Below are 19,818 nucleotides of genomic sequence, written 5' to 3'. Positions count from 1 at the left end.
TACCGCCGTCGCCGCACGGTGCCCAGCTCCGCCGCATTACGGAAATCGCCCCGTCCTACCACTTCTCCGCATGCGTGATACGTCAATGACCGCTTCGCTAGGGTGGATCCGTGAATCAGGAACCCCACCGGCTGAGCGACACCGAGCAGCGCGCGTGGACGGCGTACCGCCGCATGTCCCTTCTGCTCGACTCCCGGCTCGCGCGCGACCTCAGCAGGCAGAGCGGACTCTCCGAACCCGACTACTGCGTACTGTCCAACCTGCGCGCGGGACCCGGCCACCGCTGCCGCGTCAGCGAGCTCGCCCACCGCATGCTCTGGTCGCGCAGCCGCCTCTCCCACCACCTGGCCCGCATGCAGCAGCGCGGCCTCGTGGTGCGCGAGGAGTGCGAGACGGACGGCCGGGGCGCGGTGGTCGTGCTCACCCAGGAGGGGCTGCGCACGATCGACGCGGCCGCCCCGCTGCACGTGGAAGCCGTCCGCGCGCACTTCATGGACCTGCTGACGCCCGACCAGATCGAGGCGTTCGCCGACGTCGGCGAGACGGTGGTGGCCCGTCTCACGGAATCCTGGGCCCGGTGACGCCGGGCGCGGCCGGCTCCGGCGGGATACCATCACTCCCGCCATGCAGATGAATGCCAATTACACCAGTCTCGTCGCGGTGGGCGACTCCTTCACCGAGGGAATGTCGGACCTGCTGCCCGACGGCAGCTACCGCGGATGGGCCGACCTCCTGGCCGCCCGGATGGCGGCGCACACCCCCGGCTTCCGTTACGCGAACCTCGCGGTGCGGGGCAAGCTCATCGGCCAGATCGTCGACGAGCAGGTGGACGTCGCGGCCGCGATGCAGGCCGACGTGGTCACCCTGGTGGGCGGACTCAACGACACACTGCGCCCCAAGTGCGACATGGGGCGCGTGCGCGGTCTCCTCGAAGAGGCCGTCGAACGGCTCGCCCCGTCCTGCAAACAGCTCGTCCTGATGCGCAGCCCGGGACGGAACGGCCCGGTGATGCACCGGTTCCGTCCGCGCATGGAGGAGCTCTACTCCTACGTCGAGGACCTGGCGGAGCGGCACGGCGCGCTCGTCGTGGACCTCTACGGCGCGACCGTACTCGGCGACCAGCGCCTGTGGGACGTGGACCGGCTGCACCCCACCGCCGAGGGCCACCGCAGGATCGCCGAGGCCGTGTGGCAGGCGCTCGGCTACGACCCGGAGGACGACTGGCAGAGCCCGCTGCCCACCGTCGTGCCGCCGGGCTGGGCCATGCGCCGCGTCGCCGACGCCCGCTTCGCCAGGCAGCACCTCGGCCCGTGGATAGGCCGCCGCCTCACCGGCCGCTCCTCCGGCGACGGCCGCTCCCCCAAGCGCCCCGAGCTGCTGCCCTACGAGGACCCGTCCGCATAGCGGCGCGCAGCGCCCGCTCTCGTAGCTTCGAACGAACGGGGGCGTGGCGCTGGCCTGCATGAACGCCCAGTAGAATCCGTACACGTGACTGCCGCGCCTGCAAAGCCCCGTATCCCGAACGTCCTCGCCGGACGTTATGCCTCCGCCGAGCTCGCCACCCTCTGGTCGCCCGAGCAGAAGGTGAAGCTGGAGCGTCAGCTCTGGCTCGCCGTGCTGCGCGCGCAGAAGGACCTCGGGATCGAGGTTCCGGACGCCGCCATCGCCGACTACGAGCGCGTGCTCGACCAGGTCGACCTGGCCTCCATCGCCGAGCGCGAGAAGGTCACGCGCCACGACGTGAAGGCCCGCATCGAGGAGTTCAACGCCCTCGCCGGACACGAGCACGTCCACAAGGGCATGACCTCCCGCGACCTCACCGAGAACGTGGAGCAGCTGCAGATCCGGCTCTCCCTGGAGCTGATCCGCTCCCGGACCGTCGCGGTCCTCGCCCGGCTCGGCAAGCTCGCCGGTGAGTACGCCGAGCTGGTCATGGCGGGCCGCTCCCACAACGTCGCCGCGCAGGCGACGACGCTGGGCAAGCGCTTCGCGACCGGCGCCGACGAGCTGCTCGTCGCCTACCGGCGGGTGGACGACCTCCTCGGCCGCTACCCGCTGCGCGGCATCAAGGGCCCGGTCGGCACCGCCCAGGACATGCTCGACCTGCTCGGCGGCGACGCCGACAAGCTGACCGACCTGGAGCAGCGCATCGCCGGGCACCTCGGCTTCGACCGCGCGTTCACCTCGGTCGGCCAGGTCTACCCGCGCTCGCTCGACTACGAGGTCGTGACCGCCCTGGTCCAGGTGGCCTCCGCGCCGTCCTCGCTGGCCAAGACGATCCGCCTGATGGCCGGCCACGAACTGGTCACCGAGGGCTTCAAGCCGGGCCAGGTCGGCTCGTCCGCGATGCCGCACAAGATGAACACCCGCTCCTGCGAGCGCGTCAACGGCCTCACCGTCATCCTGCGCGGCTACGCGTCGATGACCGGCGAGCTGGCGGGCGACCAGTGGAACGAGGGCGACGTCTCCTGCTCGGTCGTGCGCCGTGTCGCCCTGCCGGACGCGTTCTTCGCGCTCGACGGGCTCCTTGAGACCTTCCTGACCGTGCTCGACGAGTTCGGCGCCTTCCCGGCCGTCGTCGCGCGTGAGCTCGACCGCTACCTCCCCTTCCTCGCCACCACCAAGGTCCTGATGGCCTCGGTGCGCGCGGGCGTCGGCCGCGAGGAGGCCCACGAGGCCATCAAGGAGAACGCCGTCGCCGCCGCGCTCGCCATGCGCGAGCAGGGCGCCGAGCGCAACGAACTCCTCGACAAGCTCGCCGCCGACGCGCGGATCCCGCTGGACCGCGCCGACCTTGACGGGCTGATGGCCGACAAGCTCTCCTTCACCGGCGCCGCGAGCGACCAGGTGGGCACGGTCGTCGCGCAGATCGAGGCGCTCCTCAAGGAGCACCCCGAGGCCGCGGCCTACGCGCCGGGCGCGATTCTCTGACGCTCCCCCCGTACGACGCGACGGCCCCGGGCAGGACGCCCGGGGCCGTCGCGCGTCCCGCTACAGACCCACGTCCCTGCTGCGGAAGTCCTCCAGCGATTCGCGGCGGACCAGCAGCCTGGCGTGACCCTCGGAGACGGCGACCACGGGCGGGCGGCCGACGAGGTTGTAGCCGGACGCCATCGACAGGTGGTAGGCCCCGGCGACCGGGACGGCGAGCAGGTCCCCGGGCCGCACGTCGCCGGGCAGCGGGACGTCCGAGGCGAGGATGTCGCCCGCCTCGCAGTGCCGGCCGACGACGGTGACCGGCGCGGGCCCGGCCGTGGAACGCCGCCCGACCAGGCGGGGGACGTACCGCACTCCGTAGAGCGCCGGGCGCGGGTTGTCGCTCATCCCGCCGTCCACGGCGACGAAGGTCCGCCCGCTGGTCCGCTTGACCGCGAGGACCCGGTAGAGCGCCACCCCGGCGGGGCCCGCGACGGCCCGCCCCGGCTCCACGATCAGTCGCGGCACGGGCAGCCCGGCCGCCGCACAGGCCTCGGTCAGCTCGGCCCGCACCTTGCGCCCGAGCGTGGCGATGTCGAGCGCCTCCTCGCCGGGGCGGTAGGCGATGCCGTGGCCGCCCCCGAGGTCCAGTTCGGGGAGCGTGACGCCGTGCTGGTCCTCGATCCGGGCCATCAGGCCGACCATGCGCCGCACCGCCGCGAGGAACGGCTTCTCCGTGGTGATCTGCGAGCCCAGGTGGCAGTGCAGGCCCACCAGTTCGAGCGTCGGCTGGCCGAGGATGCGGGCGACGGCGTGCTGGGCGGAGCCGTCCGTGATGGACAGGCCGAACTTCTGGTCGTCGGTGCCCGTCCGGATCTTGGCGTGCCCACCGGCCGCGATGCCCGGCACCACCCTGACAAGGACCTTCTGCCGACTGCCCGGTGGCACGGCCGCGGCCAGGCGGGCGATCTCCGACGCGCTGTCGATGACGATCCGCCCCACCCCGAGCCGCAGGGCCGCCTGCAGGTCCTGGGGGCTCTTCGCGTTGCCGTGCAGCACGATGCGGTCCGCGGGGAAGCCCGTCGTGACGGCCAGCTCCAGCTCACCGGCCGAGCACACGTCGAGGCCGAGGCCCTCCTCGTGCATCCAGTGCGCCATGGCGCGGCAGAGGAACGCCTTGGCGGCATAGAGCACCTCGCCGTCCGGGAAGGCGCGCAGGTACGCGCGGCAGCGGGCGCGCACGTCCCCTTCGTCGACGAGGTAGGCGGGGGTGCCGAAGCGCTCGGCGATCCCGGTGAGCGGCACGCCGCCCACGGCGAGGTCGTCGCGGGCGAGCCGGGTGGTGGAGGCGGGCCAGACGGACAGGTCGTCCTCGTGCCCGGTGGCGGCTTCGGCCGGGGCCGGGGCGGCCACGGGGACCGCGGGGGCCGGCACGGCCGGGAGCGGGGGTACGCGCAGTGTGGTCATGTTCGCTTCTCTCTTCGCCTCGGCCTGAGCCGATTCAGCCGACCTGAGCCGATTCAGTCGGTCTCAGCCGATCCACAGGGCCAGGGCGCCCGCCAGGGCCGCCGCGCCGGTCACCCGCAGGGCGCCCGCCGTCCTCGGGTCGCGGAACCGCCGGACGGCGGCGTACCGCTCGCCGGGCCGTACCGGCCGCGGGCCGACGGGGTGTGCGGCGAGCCGCGGGTCGACGGTGACCTCGGCGACGCCGAGCGGCTCGGTGAGCGAGCGCAGCGCCGGTTCGGAGAGCCTGATCCACGGCTGCCGGGAGCCGAGCGCGGCGCTCAGCAGCTCCGCGGTGGTGAAGGCGACGGCGGTGCGCCCGCCGACGGGGGTGCGGAACAAGCGGGCCACCCAGCCCGCGGGTCCCGGCCGGACGGGGACGAACAGCGGTCCGGCCGGGCCGGGTTCACAGGGCTCGGGGTCCTCGCCGCACGGGAGCTCTGCCATGGGATTCCTCCAGAGGAGACAGCAGGGAAGCCGGAAGCCGGTCACCCCGGACGCAGGGATGCCGGGCACGGCACCGCGGGTCCGGTGGAGCCCCGCGGCATACGGTGACGTTATGCCCGGCACACGGTGCCAACCGACCCTCCATGACGCGACGTTGACGCATCGATGCCGTCCTCTGACGCGATGACGACGCGCGGGGCCTCCACTCGTTCGGGTCGGGTCAAAGTCGATGAGACGCTCTTGCAGTCCGCGGGCGCGGGACAGTTGGATGTCCGGCGGAGCGGGAACCCGGCGCCGAGGCAGCCGACCGCCGGTCACGGCCCTGCCGACCGGTGCCCGTTTTCACCCGAAGGCCTCACTCCGCAGGAGCCGCTGATGATCGAGCTTCCCCCGCACCACCTGCCCGCCGTGCCCCGCTGGTTCGCTCCCGGTACACCGGGGCCGGGCTCCCTGCCCGAGCACGTCGCGGCCGTCGGCACCGGGCGCTGGTGGGCCGACCGTGCGCTCGACCCCCGGGCCGTGGCGGTCTCGTGCGCGGGCCACGTGCTGCTGCGCGGCGACGCCAGGAGTGTCGCCCCGGACCTCCTTGCCCCTTTCGCGCACAGCCATGTCGAGGCGCCCGACCGTTTCCTGCCGGTGCTCGGCGCCGCCTTCGACCGGCTCGTACCGGCCGAGCGGATGGTGTACGTACATCGCGAACAGACCGACCCGCCCCGGCCGCCCCGGGGCGTGACCGTCCGCCGCCTGACGCCCGACGACGCCCCCGCGCTGGCCGCCCTCTCCGCCGACTCGTCCTGGATCCACGACAGCTGGGGCGGCCCTGAGGGCCTCGCCGCCTCCGGGCACGGCTGGGGTGCGGTCGACCGTAGCGGTCAGATCGCCGCCGTGGCCTGCAGCTACTTCACGGGCGAGGTGTACGAGGACGTCGCGGTGCTCACCGTCCCCGAGCGTCGCCGCGAGCGCCTCGCCCTGGCCTGTGTGACGGCCCTGTGCGCGGACGTCACCGCGCGCGGCCGCACCGCGAGCTGGTCCTGCGCCCGGGACAACCGGCCCAGTCGGCTGCTGGCCTGGACGGCAGGTTTCCGGCTGCACCGGGAGTACGTCCAGTACGTCACGGGCAAGCCCGTCGCCCGCCCCCGGCAGACCACGCCGACGGGTGGCTCGACGCCCTCGGCAATCACTAGCCCTCTGCTCGATCGAGATCAAGAGCGATCAGAAGAGGGCAAGGTCACAGCCCGCGATGGCACCGCGTGCCATGGATTGCGCCCTAGCATCGGGGCATGACGGTCCTGCCTGACGACGGGCTTTCGCTGGCCGCCGAGTTCCCTGACGCAACCCATGAGCAGTGGCACCGCCTTGTCGAAGGCGTGCTGCGCAAGTCGGGTAAAGACGTATCGGGCCCGGCCGCCGAAGAAGCGCTGTCCACCGCTCTCGAGGACGGGCTCATCACCCGCCCCCTGTACACCGCCCGCGACGCCGCGTCCGATGTCGGACATCCCGGCTTTGCCCCCTTCGTACGGGGTGGCACGGCCGGGGGCAGCGCGGCCACGGGCTGGGACGTGCGGCAACGCCACGCGAGCACCGACCCCGCCCGGACGAACGAGGCCGTACTCGCGGACCTGGAGCACGGCGTCACCTCGGTGTGGCTGGGCGTCGGCGCGAACGGTGTCCCGGTGTCGGCTCTGGCGTCGGCCCTGCGGGGCGTCTATCTCGACCTCGCCCCCATCGCGCTCGACGCGGGCGCGGAATTCGTCCCCGCCGCCCGCGCGTTGCTCGGCCTGTACGAGACGGCGGGCGTCCCCGACGCGTCGGCACGCGGCACGCTCGGCGCGGACGTCCTGGCCCACGAGGCCCGTACGGGCGAGGCGTTGGATCCGGCCGGGGCCGTGGAGCTCGCACAGCTGTGTGCGCGGCGGTACCCCGGACTGCGGGCGCTCGCGGTGGACGCGCTGCCCTACCACGAGGCGGGCGGCTCGGCGGCACAAGAGCTGGGCGCCTCGCTCGCCACCGGCGTCGCCTACCTGCGAGACCTGACTGCGGCCGGGCTCCCCGTCGACGAGGCCTGCGCCCAGCTGGAGTTCCGCTACGCGGCGACCGCGGACCAGTTCCTGACCATCGCCAAGCTCCGCGCGGCGCGGCGCCTCTGGGCCCGCGTGGCCGAGGTGTGCGGGGCCCCCGCGGCGGGCTCACAGCGCCAGCACGCGGTGACGTCATCGGTGATGATGACCCGTCGTGACCCGTGGGTGAACATGCTGCGCACGACAGTGGCCTGCATGGCGGCGGGCGTCGGGGGCGCCGACGCCGTCACCGTACTGCCGTTCGACCACTCGCTTGGCCTGCCCGACGCGTTCGCGCGCCGGATCGCCCGCAACACGTCGACGATCCTCATCGAGGAGTCGCACCTCGCGCGCGTCATCGACCCGGCGGGCGGCTCCTGGTACGTGGAGCGCCTCACCGACGAACTCGCTCAGGCGGGCTGGGAGTTCTTCCAGGAGATCGAGCGCGCGGGCGGCCAGGCGGCGGCCCTGCGCTCCGGAATGATCGGCGAACGCCTCGCGGCCACCTGGGCCGAGCGCAGCAAGAAGCTCGCCAAGCGCCGCGAGCCCATCACCGGCGTCAGCGAGTTCCCCCAGCTCACCGAGCGTCCCGTGGAGCGCGATCCGGCGCCGTCCGGGCCCTCCGGCGGTCTGCCCCGGGTGCGCCGCGACGAGGCGTACGAAGCGCTGCGCGCCCGCTCGGACGCGCACCTGGCGCGGACCGGCGCGCGGCCCCGGGTGTTCCTCGCCGCGCTCGGCCCGGCCGCCGCGCACACCGCGCGGGCCACCTTCGCCGCGAACCTCTTCCAGGCGGGCGGCATCGAGGCCGTGCACCAGCCGGCGTCGGTGGATCCCGAATCGGCCGCCGAGGCCTTCGGAGCCAGTGGCGCGAGCGTCGCGTGTCTGTGCTCGAGCGACGCGCTCTACGCCGAACAGGCCGACGCGGTCGCGCAGGCCCTCAAGTCGGCGGGCGCGGAGCGGGTCTTCCTGGCCGGGCGCGGGGAGTACGCCGGTGTCGACGCGTACGTCTTCGCGGGCTGTGACGCCGTCGCCGTGCTCTCCTCCACCCTCGACCGCATGGGAGTGGCGTAATGCGGATCCCCGACTTCTCCTCCATCGACCTGGGTCCCGGCGCGGGCGCCGAGGGTTCCCACGAGCAGTGGCGCACGGCGGTGAAGGAATCCACCGGCCGGTCCGAGAGCGACCTGCTGTGGGAGACGCCCGAGGGCATCGCGGTCAAGCCGCTGTACACCGGGGCCGACGTGGAAGGCCTCGACTTCCTCGGGACGTACCCGGGTGTCGCGCCGTACCTACGCGGCCCCTACCCGACGATGTACGTGAACCAGCCCTGGACGATCCGGCAGTACGCGGGATTCTCCACCGCCGAGGAGTCCAACGCCTTCTACCGCCGCAATCTCGCGGCCGGGCAGAAGGGCCTCTCGGTCGCCTTCGACCTGCCCACGCACCGCGGTTACGACAGTGACCACCCGCGGGTGACGGGCGACGTCGGCATGGCGGGCGTCGCCATCGACTCGATCTATGACATGCGTCAGCTCTTCGACGGCATTCCGCTGGACAAGATGACCGTGTCGATGACGATGAACGGCGCGGTGCTTCCCGTACTCGCGCTCTACATCGTGGCCGCCGAGGAACAGGGCGTACCGCCCGAGAAGCTGGCCGGGACCATCCAGAACGACATTCTCAAAGAGTTCATGGTCCGCAACACCTACATCTATCCGCCGAAGCCCTCGATGCGGATCATCTCCGACATCTTCGCGTACACCTCGCAGAAGATGCCGCGCTACAACTCCATCTCGATCTCCGGCTATCACATCCAGGAAGCGGGTGCGACGGCCGACCTGGAGCTCGCGTACACGCTCGCCGACGGCGTGGAGTACCTGCGCGCGGGGCAGGAGGCGGGCCTGGACGTCGACGCGTTCGCGCCGCGGCTCTCCTTCTTCTGGGCGATCGGCATGAACTTCTTCATGGAGGTCGCCAAGCTCCGCGCGGCGCGCCTGCTGTGGGCCAAGCTGGTCAAGCAGTTCGACCCGAAGAACGCCAAGTCCCTCTCGCTGCGCACCCATTCGCAGACGTCCGGCTGGTCGCTGACCGCGCAGGACGTGTTCAACAACGTCACGCGCACCTGCGTCGAGGCGATGGCGGCGACCCAGGGCCACACCCAGTCCCTGCACACGAACGCCCTGGACGAGGCGCTCGCCCTGCCGACCGACTTCTCCGCGCGCATCGCCCGCAACACCCAGCTCCTGATCCAGCAGGAGTCGGGCACGACGCGGACCATCGACCCGTGGGGCGGCAGCGCGTACGTCGAGAAGCTCACGTACGACCTGGCACGCCGTGCCTGGCAGCACATCGAGGAGGTCGAGGCGGCGGGCGGCATGGCGCAGGCCATCGACGCGGGCATCCCGAAGCTGCGCGTCGAGGAGGCCGCGGCGCGCACGCAGGCCCGCATCGACTCGGGGCGCCAGCCGGTCATCGGCGTCAACAAGTACCGGGTGGACAGCGACGAGCAGATCGAGGTCCTCAAGGTCGACAACTCCTCGGTGCGCAGCCAGCAGATCGCCAAGCTGCGGCGGCTGCGCGCGGAGCGCGACGAGACGGTCTGCCAGGACGCGCTGCGCGCGCTGACCGCGGCTGCCCGGCGCGGGCCCGGCCAGGGCCTCGAGGGCAACCTGCTCGCGCTCGCGGTGGACGCGGCCCGCGCGAAGGCCACGGTCGGTGAGATCTCCGACGCACTGGAGAGTGAGTACGGGCGGCACGCGGGCCAGATCCGTACGATCTCCGGTGTGTACCGCACCGAAGCAGGCCAGTCCCCGTCCGTCGAGCGGACCCGTACGCTCGTGGACGCGTTCGACGAGGCGGAGGGGCGCAGGCCGCGCATCCTGGTCGCCAAGATGGGCCAGGACGGCCACGACCGCGGCCAGAAGGTGATCGCCAGCGCCTTCGCCGACCTGGGCTTCGACGTCGACGTCGGCCCGCTGTTCCAGACCCCCGCGGAGGTCGCGCGCCAGGCCGTCGAGGCGGACGTGCACATCGTCGGCGTCTCCTCGCTCGCGGCGGGCCACCTCACCCTGGTGCCCGCGCTGCGCGAGGAGCTCGCCGCCGAGGGCCGCGCCGACATCATGATCGTGGTGGGCGGGGTGATCCCGCCGCAGGACATCGACGCCCTGCACGAGGCGGGCGCCACCGCCGTCTTCCCGCCCGGCACGGTCATCCCGGACGCGGCGTACGACCTGGTGAACCGACTGGCGGCCGATCTCGGCCACGAACTGTGAGCCGGTGAGCGCCGACCCATGCCTGTGACGATCGACATCGACACGTATGCGAAGGGCGTCCTCGACGGGAAGCGCGCGTTCATCGCGCGCGCCATCACCCTCGTCGAGTCGACCAGGCCGCAGCACCGGGCGCTGGCGCAGGAGTTGCTGACCGAGCTGCTTCCGCACAGCGGGCGGGCGCGGCGGGTCGGCATCAGCGGGGTGCCGGGCGTCGGCAAGTCCACGTTCATCGACGCGCTCGGCACGATGCTCACCTCGCTCGGGCACCGGGTCGCGGTGCTCGCCGTCGACCCGTCGTCCACGCGGACGGGCGGCTCCATCCTGGGCGACAAGACCAGGATGGAGCGGCTCTCGCTGGATCCGGCGGCCTTCGTCCGGCCTTCGCCCTCCGCGGGCACGCTGGGCGGGGTCGCCAAGGCGACCCGGGAGTCGATCGTGGTGATGGAGGCCGCGGGGTACGACGTGGTGCTCGTGGAGACCGTGGGCGTCGGGCAGTCGGAGACCGCGGTCGCGAACATGGTCGACACGTTCCTGCTGCTGACCCTCGCCCGCACCGGCGACCAGCTGCAGGGCATCAAGAAGGGCGTCCTTGAGCTCGCGGACGTGATCGCCGTGAACAAGGCGGACGGCCCGCACGAACGGGACGCACGCTCGGCGGCGCGGGAACTGGCGGGCGCGCTGCGGCTCATGCACCCGGCCGACGCCGCGTGGACGCCTCCGGTGCTGACCTGCAGTGCCCGCGAGTCCAGCGGCCTCGACACCCTCTGGGAGCGGATCGAGCAGCACCGTACGCTGCTCGACTCGACCGACCGGCTCGCCGCCAAGCGCCGCGACCAGCAGATCGACTGGACGTGGGCGATGGTGCGGGACGAGTTGCTGGGCAGGCTCCGGGACAGCCCCGCCGTGCGCGGCGCCACCCCCGATCTGGAGCGGCGCGTGCGGGAGGGTACGTTGACGGCCACCTCGGCCGCCGAGCAGATCCTCGACGCGTTCCAGGGCGACCGCCCCGCGACGCGCCCCACGTGAACGGAGCCACCCGCACCATGAACGCCACGCCCGACGACGCCCCCGTCCTGCTGCGCCGCGAAGGCCGTGCCGGGCACCTCGTCCTGAACCGGCCCCGCGCCATCAACGCCCTGAACCACGCGATGGTCCGGATCATCCAGGACGCCCTCGACGCGTGGGAGCGCGACGAGTCGGTGGCGACGGTGGTGCTCACCGGCGCCGGGGAGCGGGGGCTCTGCGCGGGCGGTGACATCCGTTCGGTCCACGACGACGTCCGGGCGGGGCGCGCGGCGGTGGCGGCCACGTTCTGGCACGACGAGTACTGCCTCAACGCCCGGATCGCCCGCTGTCCGAAGCCGTACGTCGCCGTCATGGACGGCATCGTGATGGGCGGCGGCGTGGGGGTGTCGGCGCACGGGAGCGTGCGGGTGGTCACCGAGCGCTCCCGGGTGGCGATGCCGGAGACCGGCATCGGCTTCGTGCCCGACGTGGGCGGCACCTATCTGCTCACCCGCGCCCCCGGCGAGCTCGGCACCCATCTCGCGCTGACGGGGGCGGCGGTGGGGGCGGGCGACGCGCTGCTGTGCGGCCTCGCCGACCACCACGTAGCGTCGGAGCGGCTCGGGGAGTTCACCGCGGCGCTCGCCGACGCCGACGCGGCCGACGTCGTACGGGAGTTCGCGGCCGAGGCGCCCGAGGGTGAGCTCGCCGGGCACCGGGAGTGGATCGACCACTGCTACGCCGCGGACTCCGTCGAGGAGATCGTCGACCGGCTGTACGCGGCCGGGGACCGGCACGCGAAGGAGGCCGCCGAGACGCTCCTGGCGAAGTCCCCGACCTCCCTGAAGGTCACGCTCGCCGCGCTGCGCCGGGCCCGGGAACTGCCGTCCCTCGAGGCCGTCCTGGAACAGGAGTACCGCGTCTCCTGCGCCGCGCTCGCCTCCCCCGACCTGGTCGAGGGCGTCCGCGCCCAGGTGGTCGACAAGGACCGCAGGCCGCGCTGGTCGCCCGCGGACCTCGCACAGGTGACCGACGCCGATGTGGCCCGCTTCTTCGAGCCGACGGGCCGGGGCGGACTCGCCTTCTCCGGTTAGCCGATGGCACGGTCAGCCGACGGCATCGGCCGGGTGCCGTTCCGGGGGCTGGGCGCAGCCGCCGCGGGGCACAGGGCGAAGAGCCGGGTGAGCGGGTGGAAGCGGTAGCGTCCGGGCGCCCGTGACTCCAGGAGCTGCACGTCGACCAGCTGCTCCAGAATCGCCTCGGTCGCCGACGGCGCCGCGCCGGTCGCCTGTGCCGCCTGTGCCACCGTCAGGTCGCCCTGCCGCGCCGCCAGTTGCGGGAGCACGAGGGCCGCGGCCCGGCCGGTGGCGCCGCGGGCGAGCAGCTCCCGGTGGTTGGCGGCCATGGCCTCGTGCATGTCCAGATCCGCGAAGGAGAGTTCCGCCAGACGGCGCGCGGGGTCCGCGAGCCGGTCGGCGAGTTCCCGCACCGGCCACCGCGGGCGTGCCGCGAGGCGCGCGCCCGCGATGCGCAGGGCCAGCGGCAGGTGACCGCAGTGGCGCGCGATCGTCTCCGCGGCCCCGCGTTCGGCGGCCAGCCGCCCCGGCCCCGCCCAGAGGTCGAGCACCGCGACGGAGGCGGGGGGCGGCAGCGGCGTGAGGTGGAGATGGCTGGCGCCGTTCAGGGTGGCGAGGACTCCCCGGCTGGTGACGAGGACCGTACAGCCGCGGGCCGCCGGCAGGAGGGGACGCACCTGGGCCGCGTCCAGGGCGTTGTCGAGGACGATCAGCACCCGTCGCTCGGTGAGCAGGGTGCGGTAGGCCGCCGCCGCGTCGGTCGCACCGGCCGGATGGGGCCGCGGCGCACCCAGCGCACAGAGGAACCGCCGCAGGACGACCGCGGGCGGTACGGGGCGTTCGTCGCGGCGTGAGCCCCGCAGATCGGCGTAGAGCTGGCCGTCGGGGAACCGTTCGCCGAGCCGGTGGGCCGCGTGCACGGCGAGTGCCGACTTCCCGACACCGCCGGGACCGTCGAGCGCGACGACGACGGGCCCGCCGCCCCGCGGCGCCGGGCGGAGCTGGTCGAGCGCGGCCAGCTCCTCGCCGCGGCCCGGGAGTCCGGGGATGTCCGCGGGCAGTTGGCGGGGGGCGGCCGGCCGGAGCCGGGGCCCGTCCGGTCCTGGCTCCGCCGCACGGCCGCCCGCGGCCGCGCGGGCCCGGCGCGCCTCCTCCACCCGGTCCCGGGCCGTCGCCAGCTCCCGCAGCTCGCGCCCGGTGGCGCCGAGCAGTTGGACCAGTACGTCGAAGCGGTCGGTGGGCGGCAGCGTCTTGCCCGCGAAGTAGTCGCCGATCACCCCGTGCGCCCAGCCCGTCCGCTTCGACAGCTCGCGGTAGGTGAGCTGCGCGCCGCCGTCCCTGCGCGCGGCGCGTCGGCGCAGTGACCGCAGCACCACGGCCAGTCCTTCGGCCGTGTCCACGGATTCGACCGGGCAGACACCAGCGGTCGCCTCCCCCAGTACCCCGTTCGGCGGGTGCCCCGCCGCTCGCGTCACTCCTGGCACCGTACGCATCCCCCGTAGCGGCCCGGGCCGGGCCGTCCCCTGGGGACGTGGCCTGACCGAAGCCATCCGGACCTGTCCGGTGGTGCCCGGTTTCGAGGCCGCCCCCGGGGGGTGCGTTGCGAGCATCCATCTACCGCTCGGATCCCGCGTTGCGACGACCGGGCACCGCACCGGCTGTCACCACGGCATTCGTGGAATGCCGCCCGCCGGTTTGGTGCGGCTTCCTGTCGGACGCCGATCACGGGCGTCGAACACCGTACGACCAACAACGGACAATAAAGGAGACAGGACTCATATGAGTAGTGTCTGCAACAAAAAGGCACCCAATCTGCCCGATAGCAGCGTGTCCGACCAGTCGCTCTACGAGCGCGTGGACGGCCCCGTCGCCACCGGTTCTGCCCACTTCATGCGGGCGGGCGGTGAGCTTCACCTGATGCACGCCGACCTGGAGCTGAACGACGTGCGCCAGGCCGGTCTGCGGGTCCGCTGTGCGGCCGCCGCGGTACAGGCAGGTCTTGTGGAGTACCGCGCCTCGCACCTGATCGCCCAGGAGCTCGGCTTCTACCCGGTCCACGACGAGCGGCTGCGGGTCGCGGGAGGCGGGACCGCCGCGGTGCGCGAGACGCTCGGCGCCGCCCGGGAGGCAGGTCTCGTCCAGCTGGACGAGACCGCCGTCGAAACCGTCGCGCGCCGCTACGAGACGGGCGGGGACGAGGTGGCGTTCAGCCACTTCATCGCCGAGCTGACCGAGTTCTCGGCGGACCTCGACGACTTCGCGGCACGGACCGCTGACACGCGCCCCGCCGACTGGCAGCGCCTTGCCTGGCAGCTCCTCAGCACGTTCGACCGCATCCGCATCTACGGACAGGCATTGGCCGTCATCAACATCCTCGGCATGACTCCCCACGCCGTCGCCGGCGCCGGAGACGAAAGGAGCAACAGGATATGAGCGCAGTCTGCAACAAGGCCCTCAGCCTCAGCGAGGAGGGCCTGCGCGACAAGAAGGCACTCGCGCAGACCGCGGGCGGCGAACTGACCGCGGCCACCGGCGAACTGTGCCGGGCGATCGAGCTCGCCGAGCACGGCGACAGCCTCGACGGTGCCGCCGTGTACGCCGGGGCGGCCCGTGACCGGCTCGACGGAGCCGCCGGGATGCTGGCGGAGGTGGCCGACATTCTGGCGTCGGGCACCCTCACTCAGGAGACCGCCGCGTGGTACCGCGGCCTCGACTACGACCGGCTCTACCGTGCGGGCATCAGCCTCGGCGAGGTGCCGCACGCGGTCGAGCTGTGGCAGGAGTTCGCCCACCAGGCCGCGACGGGTGGCCCGGTCGGCATCTGCCACGACATGCGCGAGCGCACTCTTGCCGTGGCCGCGCTCATCAGTGAGTGGCTGGAGCGGGCCGACGACCGGGCCGCCAACGCGCTGCTGCGGATGCAGTCCGCGATGGCCGACCTGGCCGCGTACTCGCAGCTGATGGCCTTCGCCAACAAGGTGGAGCCCAGGGACCCGGCGTGGCTGGTGCCGCAGGGCGCTGCCGCGTAGTAGTCCGTACGCAGAACGAAGGAGCGCCGGCCGAGGCCGGCGCTCCTTCCCTGTGCCGTCAGGTGCGCTCAGCGATAGGCGCGCGCCTGAAGGCCGTACATCTGCGCGTAGAGACCGCGCCGTGCCAGCAACTCCTCGTGCCGGCCCGTCTCCACGACCCGCCCGCGGTCGAGTACGACGATGAGGTCGGCGCCGCGTACGGTCGAGAAGCGGTGCGAGACCAGCAGCGTGACCGTGCCCGGCCGGGTGCCGTCGGGGCCGGTGCCGCGCGCCGCGTCCATGTGCCGTTCGAAGATGGCGTGCTCGGTCTCCGCGTCGAGGGAGGCGGTCGGCTCGTCCAGGATGCGCAGCAGCGGGGCCCGGCGCATGAGGGCCCGCGCGAGCGCCAGCTTCTGCCACTGGCCCGTCGACAGGTCGACCCCGTGGTCCCAGCGGCTGCCGAGCTGGGTTTCCGGGCCGTCCGGCAGGGATCCGGGCAGGTCGGCGGCGCCGGCCCGGCCGAGGGCGTCGAGGACGGCCCGCGGGTCCGCGAGGTTCGGCAGGTCCCCGGCACCGACCGCCTCGCGGAGCGTCAACTCGAAGCGTACGAAGTCCTCGAAGGCGGCGCCGAGCCGCTCGCGCCAGGCCTCCGGGGCGAGGGCGTCGAGCGGGGTGCCGTCGACCGTGATCCGGCCCAGCGTCGGCTCGTACATCCGGCACAGCAGTTTCACGAGGGTGGATTTTCCGGAGCCGTTCTCACCGACCAGGGCCACCACTCCCTCGGCCGGCAGGCACAGTCCGACGTCGTGCAGCACGGTCCTGGATGTGCCCGGATACCTGAAGGAGAGCCCTTCGAGAGCTATGCCCTGGCGCAGCGTCGACGGCAGCAGCGGCCGGGCGGAAGGGACGGAGCTGTCGGAGGACGCGGGCCGCCTCGGCGTGAGGCTCGCCCGGTCCGCGTACGCGCGCAGCCAGCGCAATCGCTCGGCGCTCTGCAGGAGTTCGGCGACCGCCCCCGTGGCCTGCACGAGTCCGCCGACGTGGCCGGTGAACCGGCCGGTCAGCACGACCGCGAGCAGGACGGCGCCGAGCCCGGTGTGCCCGGTCACCGCGAGGTGCACCACGAAGGCGACCGCGCCCACCAGACCGAGCGAGTTGAGCGCTCCGGACGCGCAGCCGATCGCGGCGACCCGCCAGTGCGCCCGGCTCATCACGCGGTCCGCCCGGTGCCGCAACGCGCCCGCCCTGGCGCAGAGGTCGTCCCCTGCGTCGAAGACGCGCAACTCCTTGCCCGCCGCGGGTGAGGTGGCGAGACGGGTCAGTCGCACGGCGAGCCGGTAGTCGGCCGCCGTGTCGTCCTGGGCCCGAGCGATGCCCCCCCGGGCGGAGATCTGCAGGCGCAGGGCAACGGCCCCGACCAGCGGCAGTACCAGGAGCAGGGGGTGGACGGTGGCCAGGAGCGCGGCGGTGACCAGGAAGCCGCCGAGCTGTTCGAGCAGGTTGAGCACCCAGTTGAGCAGAGCGCCCATGGCCAGGGTCCGGTTGCGCAACAGATGCAGACGGTCCTGGAACGCGGGCGACTCCTGGTGGCGCAGCCCGGGGATGCCCGCGGCGAGCCGGGCCAGCAACCGGTCGAAGGCGAAGCCCACGCGTTCGCTGAGCCCGATCCTGGCCCCGACGGCCGCAAGCTCGACCGCCTCCCATACGCCGAGGCTCACCACGAGCAGGAGCGCGGCGGTCAGCGTGGGCTGCAGCAGTCCTTCGTTCGCACCTTCGGCCATGGCCCGCAGCCACCAGGCCTGCAGCGCCGCGAGACCGGCCGCGGCGGGCACGAGCAGCAGCCCGAGGACGGCCATCCTCCAGGACTCCCGGAAGGATCCGAGGACGAGGGTGCGCAGGGCGTCGAGCACGCCGCGGCGGCGGCCCCCGGGTGCCGCCGCACTGTCGAAGGGGCCGGGATCGTCCGGTGGCCCGGTCGGCGCCGCCACCGGTGTCTCTACTGGTGCACGTGGTGCACGTGGTGCACGGGCGGTCACGGCATCGTCCCGGGCACCGTCGAGGTCGGTCTCGCTGTCGTCGAACCGGCCTGCCTGCAACCGGTACATCCGGGCGTACCTGCCGTTCCGCGCCATCAGTGCGTCGTGCGTTCCGCTCTCCACGATCCGCCCGCCGTCCAGCACCTGGATGAGCTGGGCCTTGCGCACGCCCGAGAAGCGGTGGGAGACGAGGATCGTGGTGGCGCCCCGACTCACCGTCAGGAAGCGGTCGAAGAAGGCGGCCTCCGACCTGGCGTCGAGGTGCGCGGTGGGCTCGTCAAGCACGAGTACGGCTCCCGACCGCGCGGCCAGCAGCGCGCGGGCGAGCGCGACGCGCTGCCACTGGCCCGCGGACAGGTCGACGCCGCCCGCGAACTGCCTGGACAGGACCGTGTCCCAGCCCGCTTCGAGCGTGCGGAGCAGCTCCGTGCCGCCCGCCAGCTCCAGGGCTTGCTCCAGTTCGTACGCGTCGCCGCTGATTTCCGTGGCGCCGATCGCCACGTTGTCGCGCAGGGACAGCGGGTACTTCACGAAGTCCTGGAAGACGACGGAGATGCCGCGGCGCCACTGCCGCGCGTCGCACTCCCGCGCGTCCGCGCCGTCCGCCGTGATGCGCCCGGCGTCCGGCTCGTACAGCCGCGCGAGGAGTTTGACGAGGGTCGTCTTGCCTGCTCCGTTCGCCCCGACGAGTGCGACGGACGTGCCCGCCGGTATCTCCAGGTCGAGCCCGCGGAGCACGGGCTCGTCGGCGCCGGGATAGGTGAAGTCCACGGACTCGAAGGCGATACGGCGGTTCGTCGCCGGGGGACGGACGCTCCCCGGCCCCGCGGGGCGGGCCTCCTCGGCCCCCTCGGCACGCTCGACCCCCTCGGCCGTCCCCCGCCGCTCCAGTGCGGCGAGCGACCGCAGCCCAAGCAGCGCGTCCCGCACCATGAGGTCCTCGTCGCCGATCCAGCCGAGCGCGGGCACGGCGAGGGCCGCCTGGGCGCTGATCACGAGCTGGGTGAGCCCCAGGTCGCCGTGCGCGGCGCCGAAAGCCGCGTATCCGAGGACCACGCCCTCCGCGAGGACCACGAACCCCACCGTCCCGCAGGCGCGCCGCGCGGCCGTCCTGCGCGTGGCCCAGACCTTGGCCATGCCCGACTGCCAGACCGCCGTCATCCGGTCGGCGAGCCAGTCGCCGAGCCCGAAGACGCGGACCTCCTTGGCGGGTTCGGGGTCCACGGCGAGCGACCGCAGATAGGCCGCCCGCCGGATCACCGCGCTCGCTTCCTCCATGCTGCCGTGCACCTGGCGTGCCAGTCGCAGATAGGCGCGGTAGGTCAGCACCGCCGCGAGCCCGAGCAGCGGCGGCGCCCACCAGGCCAGCGGCGCGAGGAGGAGGAGCAGACCGATGCCTTCGATCCTGGGGCGCACGATCTCGGGCAGCAGAGCGGCGAGTTGGTCGGGCCGGGTGCCCGGCTCGGTGGCAAGGCGCAGGGTGTCGGCGTAGCCCGGCTCCTCCAGGTGTCCGATGCCGCCCGGGGCGGTGGCGGCGGCAAGGACGCGGTCCTCCACGACGCCGGCCGCCCGCACCCGCAGCACCGCCGCGAGCCCGCTCTCCACCGCGCGCAGTCCCGTGCGGGCGAGGGTGAGCGCACCGAAGACGGTGAGTACGGTCAGGACGTGTCGCGCCTCCGCCGAGCCTGCGCCCTCCCGCACGGCTCCGGGCAGCGCGCCCACGAGCCGTCCGGTCGCGACCGTGATGAGCGGCCCTGTGAGCGCCCCGCAGATCACGGTCACGGCGAGCGCGGCCGTGTGCCGGGGGCCCGCTCGCCACAACAGCCTTACCGCCGCGGTCCATTCCTGCCACGTACGCATACCGGCCTCCTGAGCCGCGCGCCGACGTCGGAGGCACGATGCTCACAGAGGAGCGGCGGCACCCAAGGACGGTCCCGGTCGCGACCGGACGCTGCCGGTCGGCAGCCGGTCGGCAGCCGGTCGGCAGCCGAAAGCGGCCTACGGCGGGTCCGTCTCCGTGACCACGGCGAGCAGCTGGAAGGGCAGTTCCTTGTCCCACTGGGCGACACCGAGGGCTATCCAGCGGCCGTCCGCCCGCCACAGATGGAGGTCGGGCACGGCCGAGCTCAACTGCGCCCACGGCTCAGGTATCTCCTCGCTCTCGTGGACCTCCTCCCCAGCCTCCCTCTGCACCGCATGCACCGCATGCACCGCGCCCGTGGCGCGTTCGAAGAGGCTGGCCAGGCTGAATCTCTGCGGCGGCCCCCAGCGATCGGCGAGGAGCACGGTCAGTGCCTCGCGCTCCGCCTCGTACTGTTCCTCGGTGGCCTCTCGGAGCGTGCCGTCGTCCTCCCAGAACGAGCCGCTCGTCAGTAACTCGGCCAGGTGGAAGCCGGGGCCCTCACTGCCGCACTCCGACCTGCCGTGCTCCGCGGGGAACTCCCGGGAGCGCAGCAGGTCGATCGCGGCGAGATGCTGTGCGGTGCTCATGGTCTCCA

General features: G+C 73.2%; 15 protein-coding genes. 10 read left to right on the top strand and 5 right to left on the bottom strand.

All coding sequences use genetic code 11. The annotated features are described in order from the left end of the window. Positions 1-110: 110 nt before the first annotated feature. The 3 genes from ABZ953_RS07335 to purB all read left to right on the top strand — a co-directional run bounded on the left by ABZ953_RS07335 (position 111) and on the right by purB (position 2,931). The gene (locus tag ABZ953_RS07335) at positions 111-581 is read left to right on the top strand and encodes a MarR family transcriptional regulator (RefSeq protein WP_361718140.1); all 471 of its coding nucleotides are present in this window, start codon (positions 111-113) and stop codon (positions 579-581) included. 43 nt (positions 582-624) lie between these two features. After that, a complete protein-coding gene (locus ABZ953_RS07330; protein ID WP_361718137.1) occupies positions 625-1,404 on the top strand; it encodes an SGNH/GDSL hydrolase family protein in 780 nt (259 codons plus the stop codon). Between the two features lie 84 nt (positions 1,405-1,488). Further along, positions 1,489-2,931, top strand: coding sequence for an adenylosuccinate lyase (gene purB, locus ABZ953_RS07325; RefSeq protein ID WP_361718134.1), 1,443 nt, complete (start codon positions 1,489-1,491; stop codon positions 2,929-2,931). 60 nt (positions 2,932-2,991) lie between these two features. Here purB and lysA read toward each other — a convergent pair whose 3' ends face one another. After that, positions 2,992-4,383, bottom strand: coding sequence for a diaminopimelate decarboxylase (gene lysA, locus ABZ953_RS07320; protein ID WP_361718131.1), 1,392 nt, complete (start codon positions 4,381-4,383; stop codon positions 2,992-2,994). A 63-nt stretch (positions 4,384-4,446) separates the two neighbouring features. Beyond that, a complete protein-coding gene (locus ABZ953_RS07315) occupies positions 4,447-4,866 on the bottom strand; it encodes an SAV_915 family protein (protein ID WP_361718128.1) in 420 nt (139 codons plus the stop codon). Positions 4,867-5,241: 375 nt separating this feature from the next. On the opposite strand from ABZ953_RS07315, the gene ABZ953_RS07310 reads away from it, so the two are divergent. The 5 genes from ABZ953_RS07310 to ABZ953_RS07290 are packed head-to-tail and all read left to right on the top strand — an operon-like array spanning position 5,242 to position 12,294. Next, positions 5,242-6,150: a GNAT family N-acetyltransferase gene (locus ABZ953_RS07310; protein ID WP_361718125.1), complete on the top strand. Its 909-nt coding sequence runs from the start codon at positions 5,242-5,244 to the stop codon at positions 6,148-6,150. Then, positions 6,147-7,994, top strand: coding sequence for a methylmalonyl-CoA mutase family protein (locus ABZ953_RS07305; RefSeq protein WP_361718122.1), 1,848 nt, complete (start codon positions 6,147-6,149; stop codon positions 7,992-7,994). The genes ABZ953_RS07310 and ABZ953_RS07305 overlap by 4 nt, the downstream gene beginning before the upstream one ends. Next, positions 7,994-10,195, top strand: coding sequence for a methylmalonyl-CoA mutase (gene scpA / locus ABZ953_RS07300; protein ID WP_361718119.1), 2,202 nt, complete (start codon positions 7,994-7,996; stop codon positions 10,193-10,195). The genes ABZ953_RS07305 and scpA overlap by 1 nt, the downstream gene beginning before the upstream one ends. A gap of 18 nt (positions 10,196-10,213) precedes the next feature. After that, positions 10,214-11,221 (top strand): methylmalonyl Co-A mutase-associated GTPase MeaB, encoded by a 1,008-nt coding sequence (gene meaB / locus ABZ953_RS07295; RefSeq protein ID WP_361718116.1) that lies wholly within the window; start codon positions 10,214-10,216, stop codon positions 11,219-11,221. A 17-nt stretch (positions 11,222-11,238) separates the two neighbouring features. Beyond that, entirely contained in the window at positions 11,239-12,294 is a 1,056-nt protein-coding gene (locus ABZ953_RS07290; RefSeq protein ID WP_361718113.1) for an enoyl-CoA hydratase/isomerase family protein, read from the top strand. Here the strand turns inward: ABZ953_RS07290 and ABZ953_RS07285 are convergent. Further along, complete coding sequence (locus ABZ953_RS07285) at positions 12,291-13,751, bottom strand: NB-ARC domain-containing protein (RefSeq protein WP_361718111.1); 1,461 nt, start codon at positions 13,749-13,751, stop codon at positions 12,291-12,293. The genes ABZ953_RS07290 and ABZ953_RS07285 overlap by 4 nt on opposite strands. Before the next feature lie 352 nt (positions 13,752-14,103). Between ABZ953_RS07285 and ABZ953_RS07280 the strand changes: the two genes are divergently transcribed. Next, positions 14,104-14,709, top strand: coding sequence for a hypothetical protein (locus ABZ953_RS07280; RefSeq protein WP_361718108.1), 606 nt, complete (start codon positions 14,104-14,106; stop codon positions 14,707-14,709). Then, positions 14,706-15,305 (top strand): hypothetical protein, encoded by a 600-nt coding sequence (locus ABZ953_RS07275; protein WP_361718105.1) that lies wholly within the window; start codon positions 14,706-14,708, stop codon positions 15,303-15,305. The genes ABZ953_RS07280 and ABZ953_RS07275 overlap by 4 nt, the downstream gene beginning before the upstream one ends. A 68-nt stretch (positions 15,306-15,373) precedes the next feature. Here ABZ953_RS07275 and ABZ953_RS07270 read toward each other — a convergent pair whose 3' ends face one another. Together ABZ953_RS07270 and ABZ953_RS07265 are read right to left on the bottom strand one after the other, a co-directional pair. Next, complete coding sequence (locus tag ABZ953_RS07270; protein WP_361718102.1) at positions 15,374-19,180, bottom strand: ABC transporter ATP-binding protein; 3,807 nt, start codon at positions 19,178-19,180, stop codon at positions 15,374-15,376. A 138-nt stretch (positions 19,181-19,318) separates the two neighbouring features. Next, positions 19,319-19,810, bottom strand: a complete 492-nt coding sequence (locus tag ABZ953_RS07265) for a hypothetical protein (protein WP_361718099.1) — start codon at positions 19,808-19,810, stop codon at positions 19,319-19,321. Between the last annotated feature and the right edge of the window lie 8 nt (positions 19,811-19,818).

The sequence above is a fragment of the Streptomyces sp. NPDC046465 genome, assembly GCF_040646035.1.
Taxonomy (GTDB): domain Bacteria; phylum Actinomycetota; class Actinomycetes; order Streptomycetales; family Streptomycetaceae; genus Streptomyces.
This window is presented reverse-complemented; position numbering and strand designations above follow the sequence as displayed.

Coding starts and splice junctions, on each gene's coding strand:
- scpA (WP_361718119.1), top strand. CDS start 7,994: ATGCGGATCCCCGACTTCTCCTCCATCGACCTGGGTCCCGGCGCGGGC.
- ABZ953_RS07265 (WP_361718099.1), bottom strand. CDS start 19,810: ATGAGCACCGCACAGCATCTCGCCGCGATCGACCTGCTGCGCTCCCGG.
- ABZ953_RS07270 (WP_361718102.1), bottom strand. CDS start 19,180: ATGCGTACGTGGCAGGAATGGACCGCGGCGGTAAGGCTGTTGTGGCGA.
- ABZ953_RS07310 (WP_361718125.1), top strand. CDS start 5,242: ATGATCGAGCTTCCCCCGCACCACCTGCCCGCCGTGCCCCGCTGGTTC.
- ABZ953_RS07315 (WP_361718128.1), bottom strand. CDS start 4,866: ATGGCAGAGCTCCCGTGCGGCGAGGACCCCGAGCCCTGTGAACCCGGC.
- meaB (WP_361718116.1), top strand. CDS start 10,214: ATGCCTGTGACGATCGACATCGACACGTATGCGAAGGGCGTCCTCGAC.
- ABZ953_RS07305 (WP_361718122.1), top strand. CDS start 6,147: ATGACGGTCCTGCCTGACGACGGGCTTTCGCTGGCCGCCGAGTTCCCT.
- ABZ953_RS07290 (WP_361718113.1), top strand. CDS start 11,239: ATGAACGCCACGCCCGACGACGCCCCCGTCCTGCTGCGCCGCGAAGGC.
- lysA (WP_361718131.1), bottom strand. CDS start 4,383: ATGACCACACTGCGCGTACCCCCGCTCCCGGCCGTGCCGGCCCCCGCG.
- ABZ953_RS07330 (WP_361718137.1), top strand. CDS start 625: ATGCAGATGAATGCCAATTACACCAGTCTCGTCGCGGTGGGCGACTCC.
- ABZ953_RS07275 (WP_361718105.1), top strand. CDS start 14,706: ATGAGCGCAGTCTGCAACAAGGCCCTCAGCCTCAGCGAGGAGGGCCTG.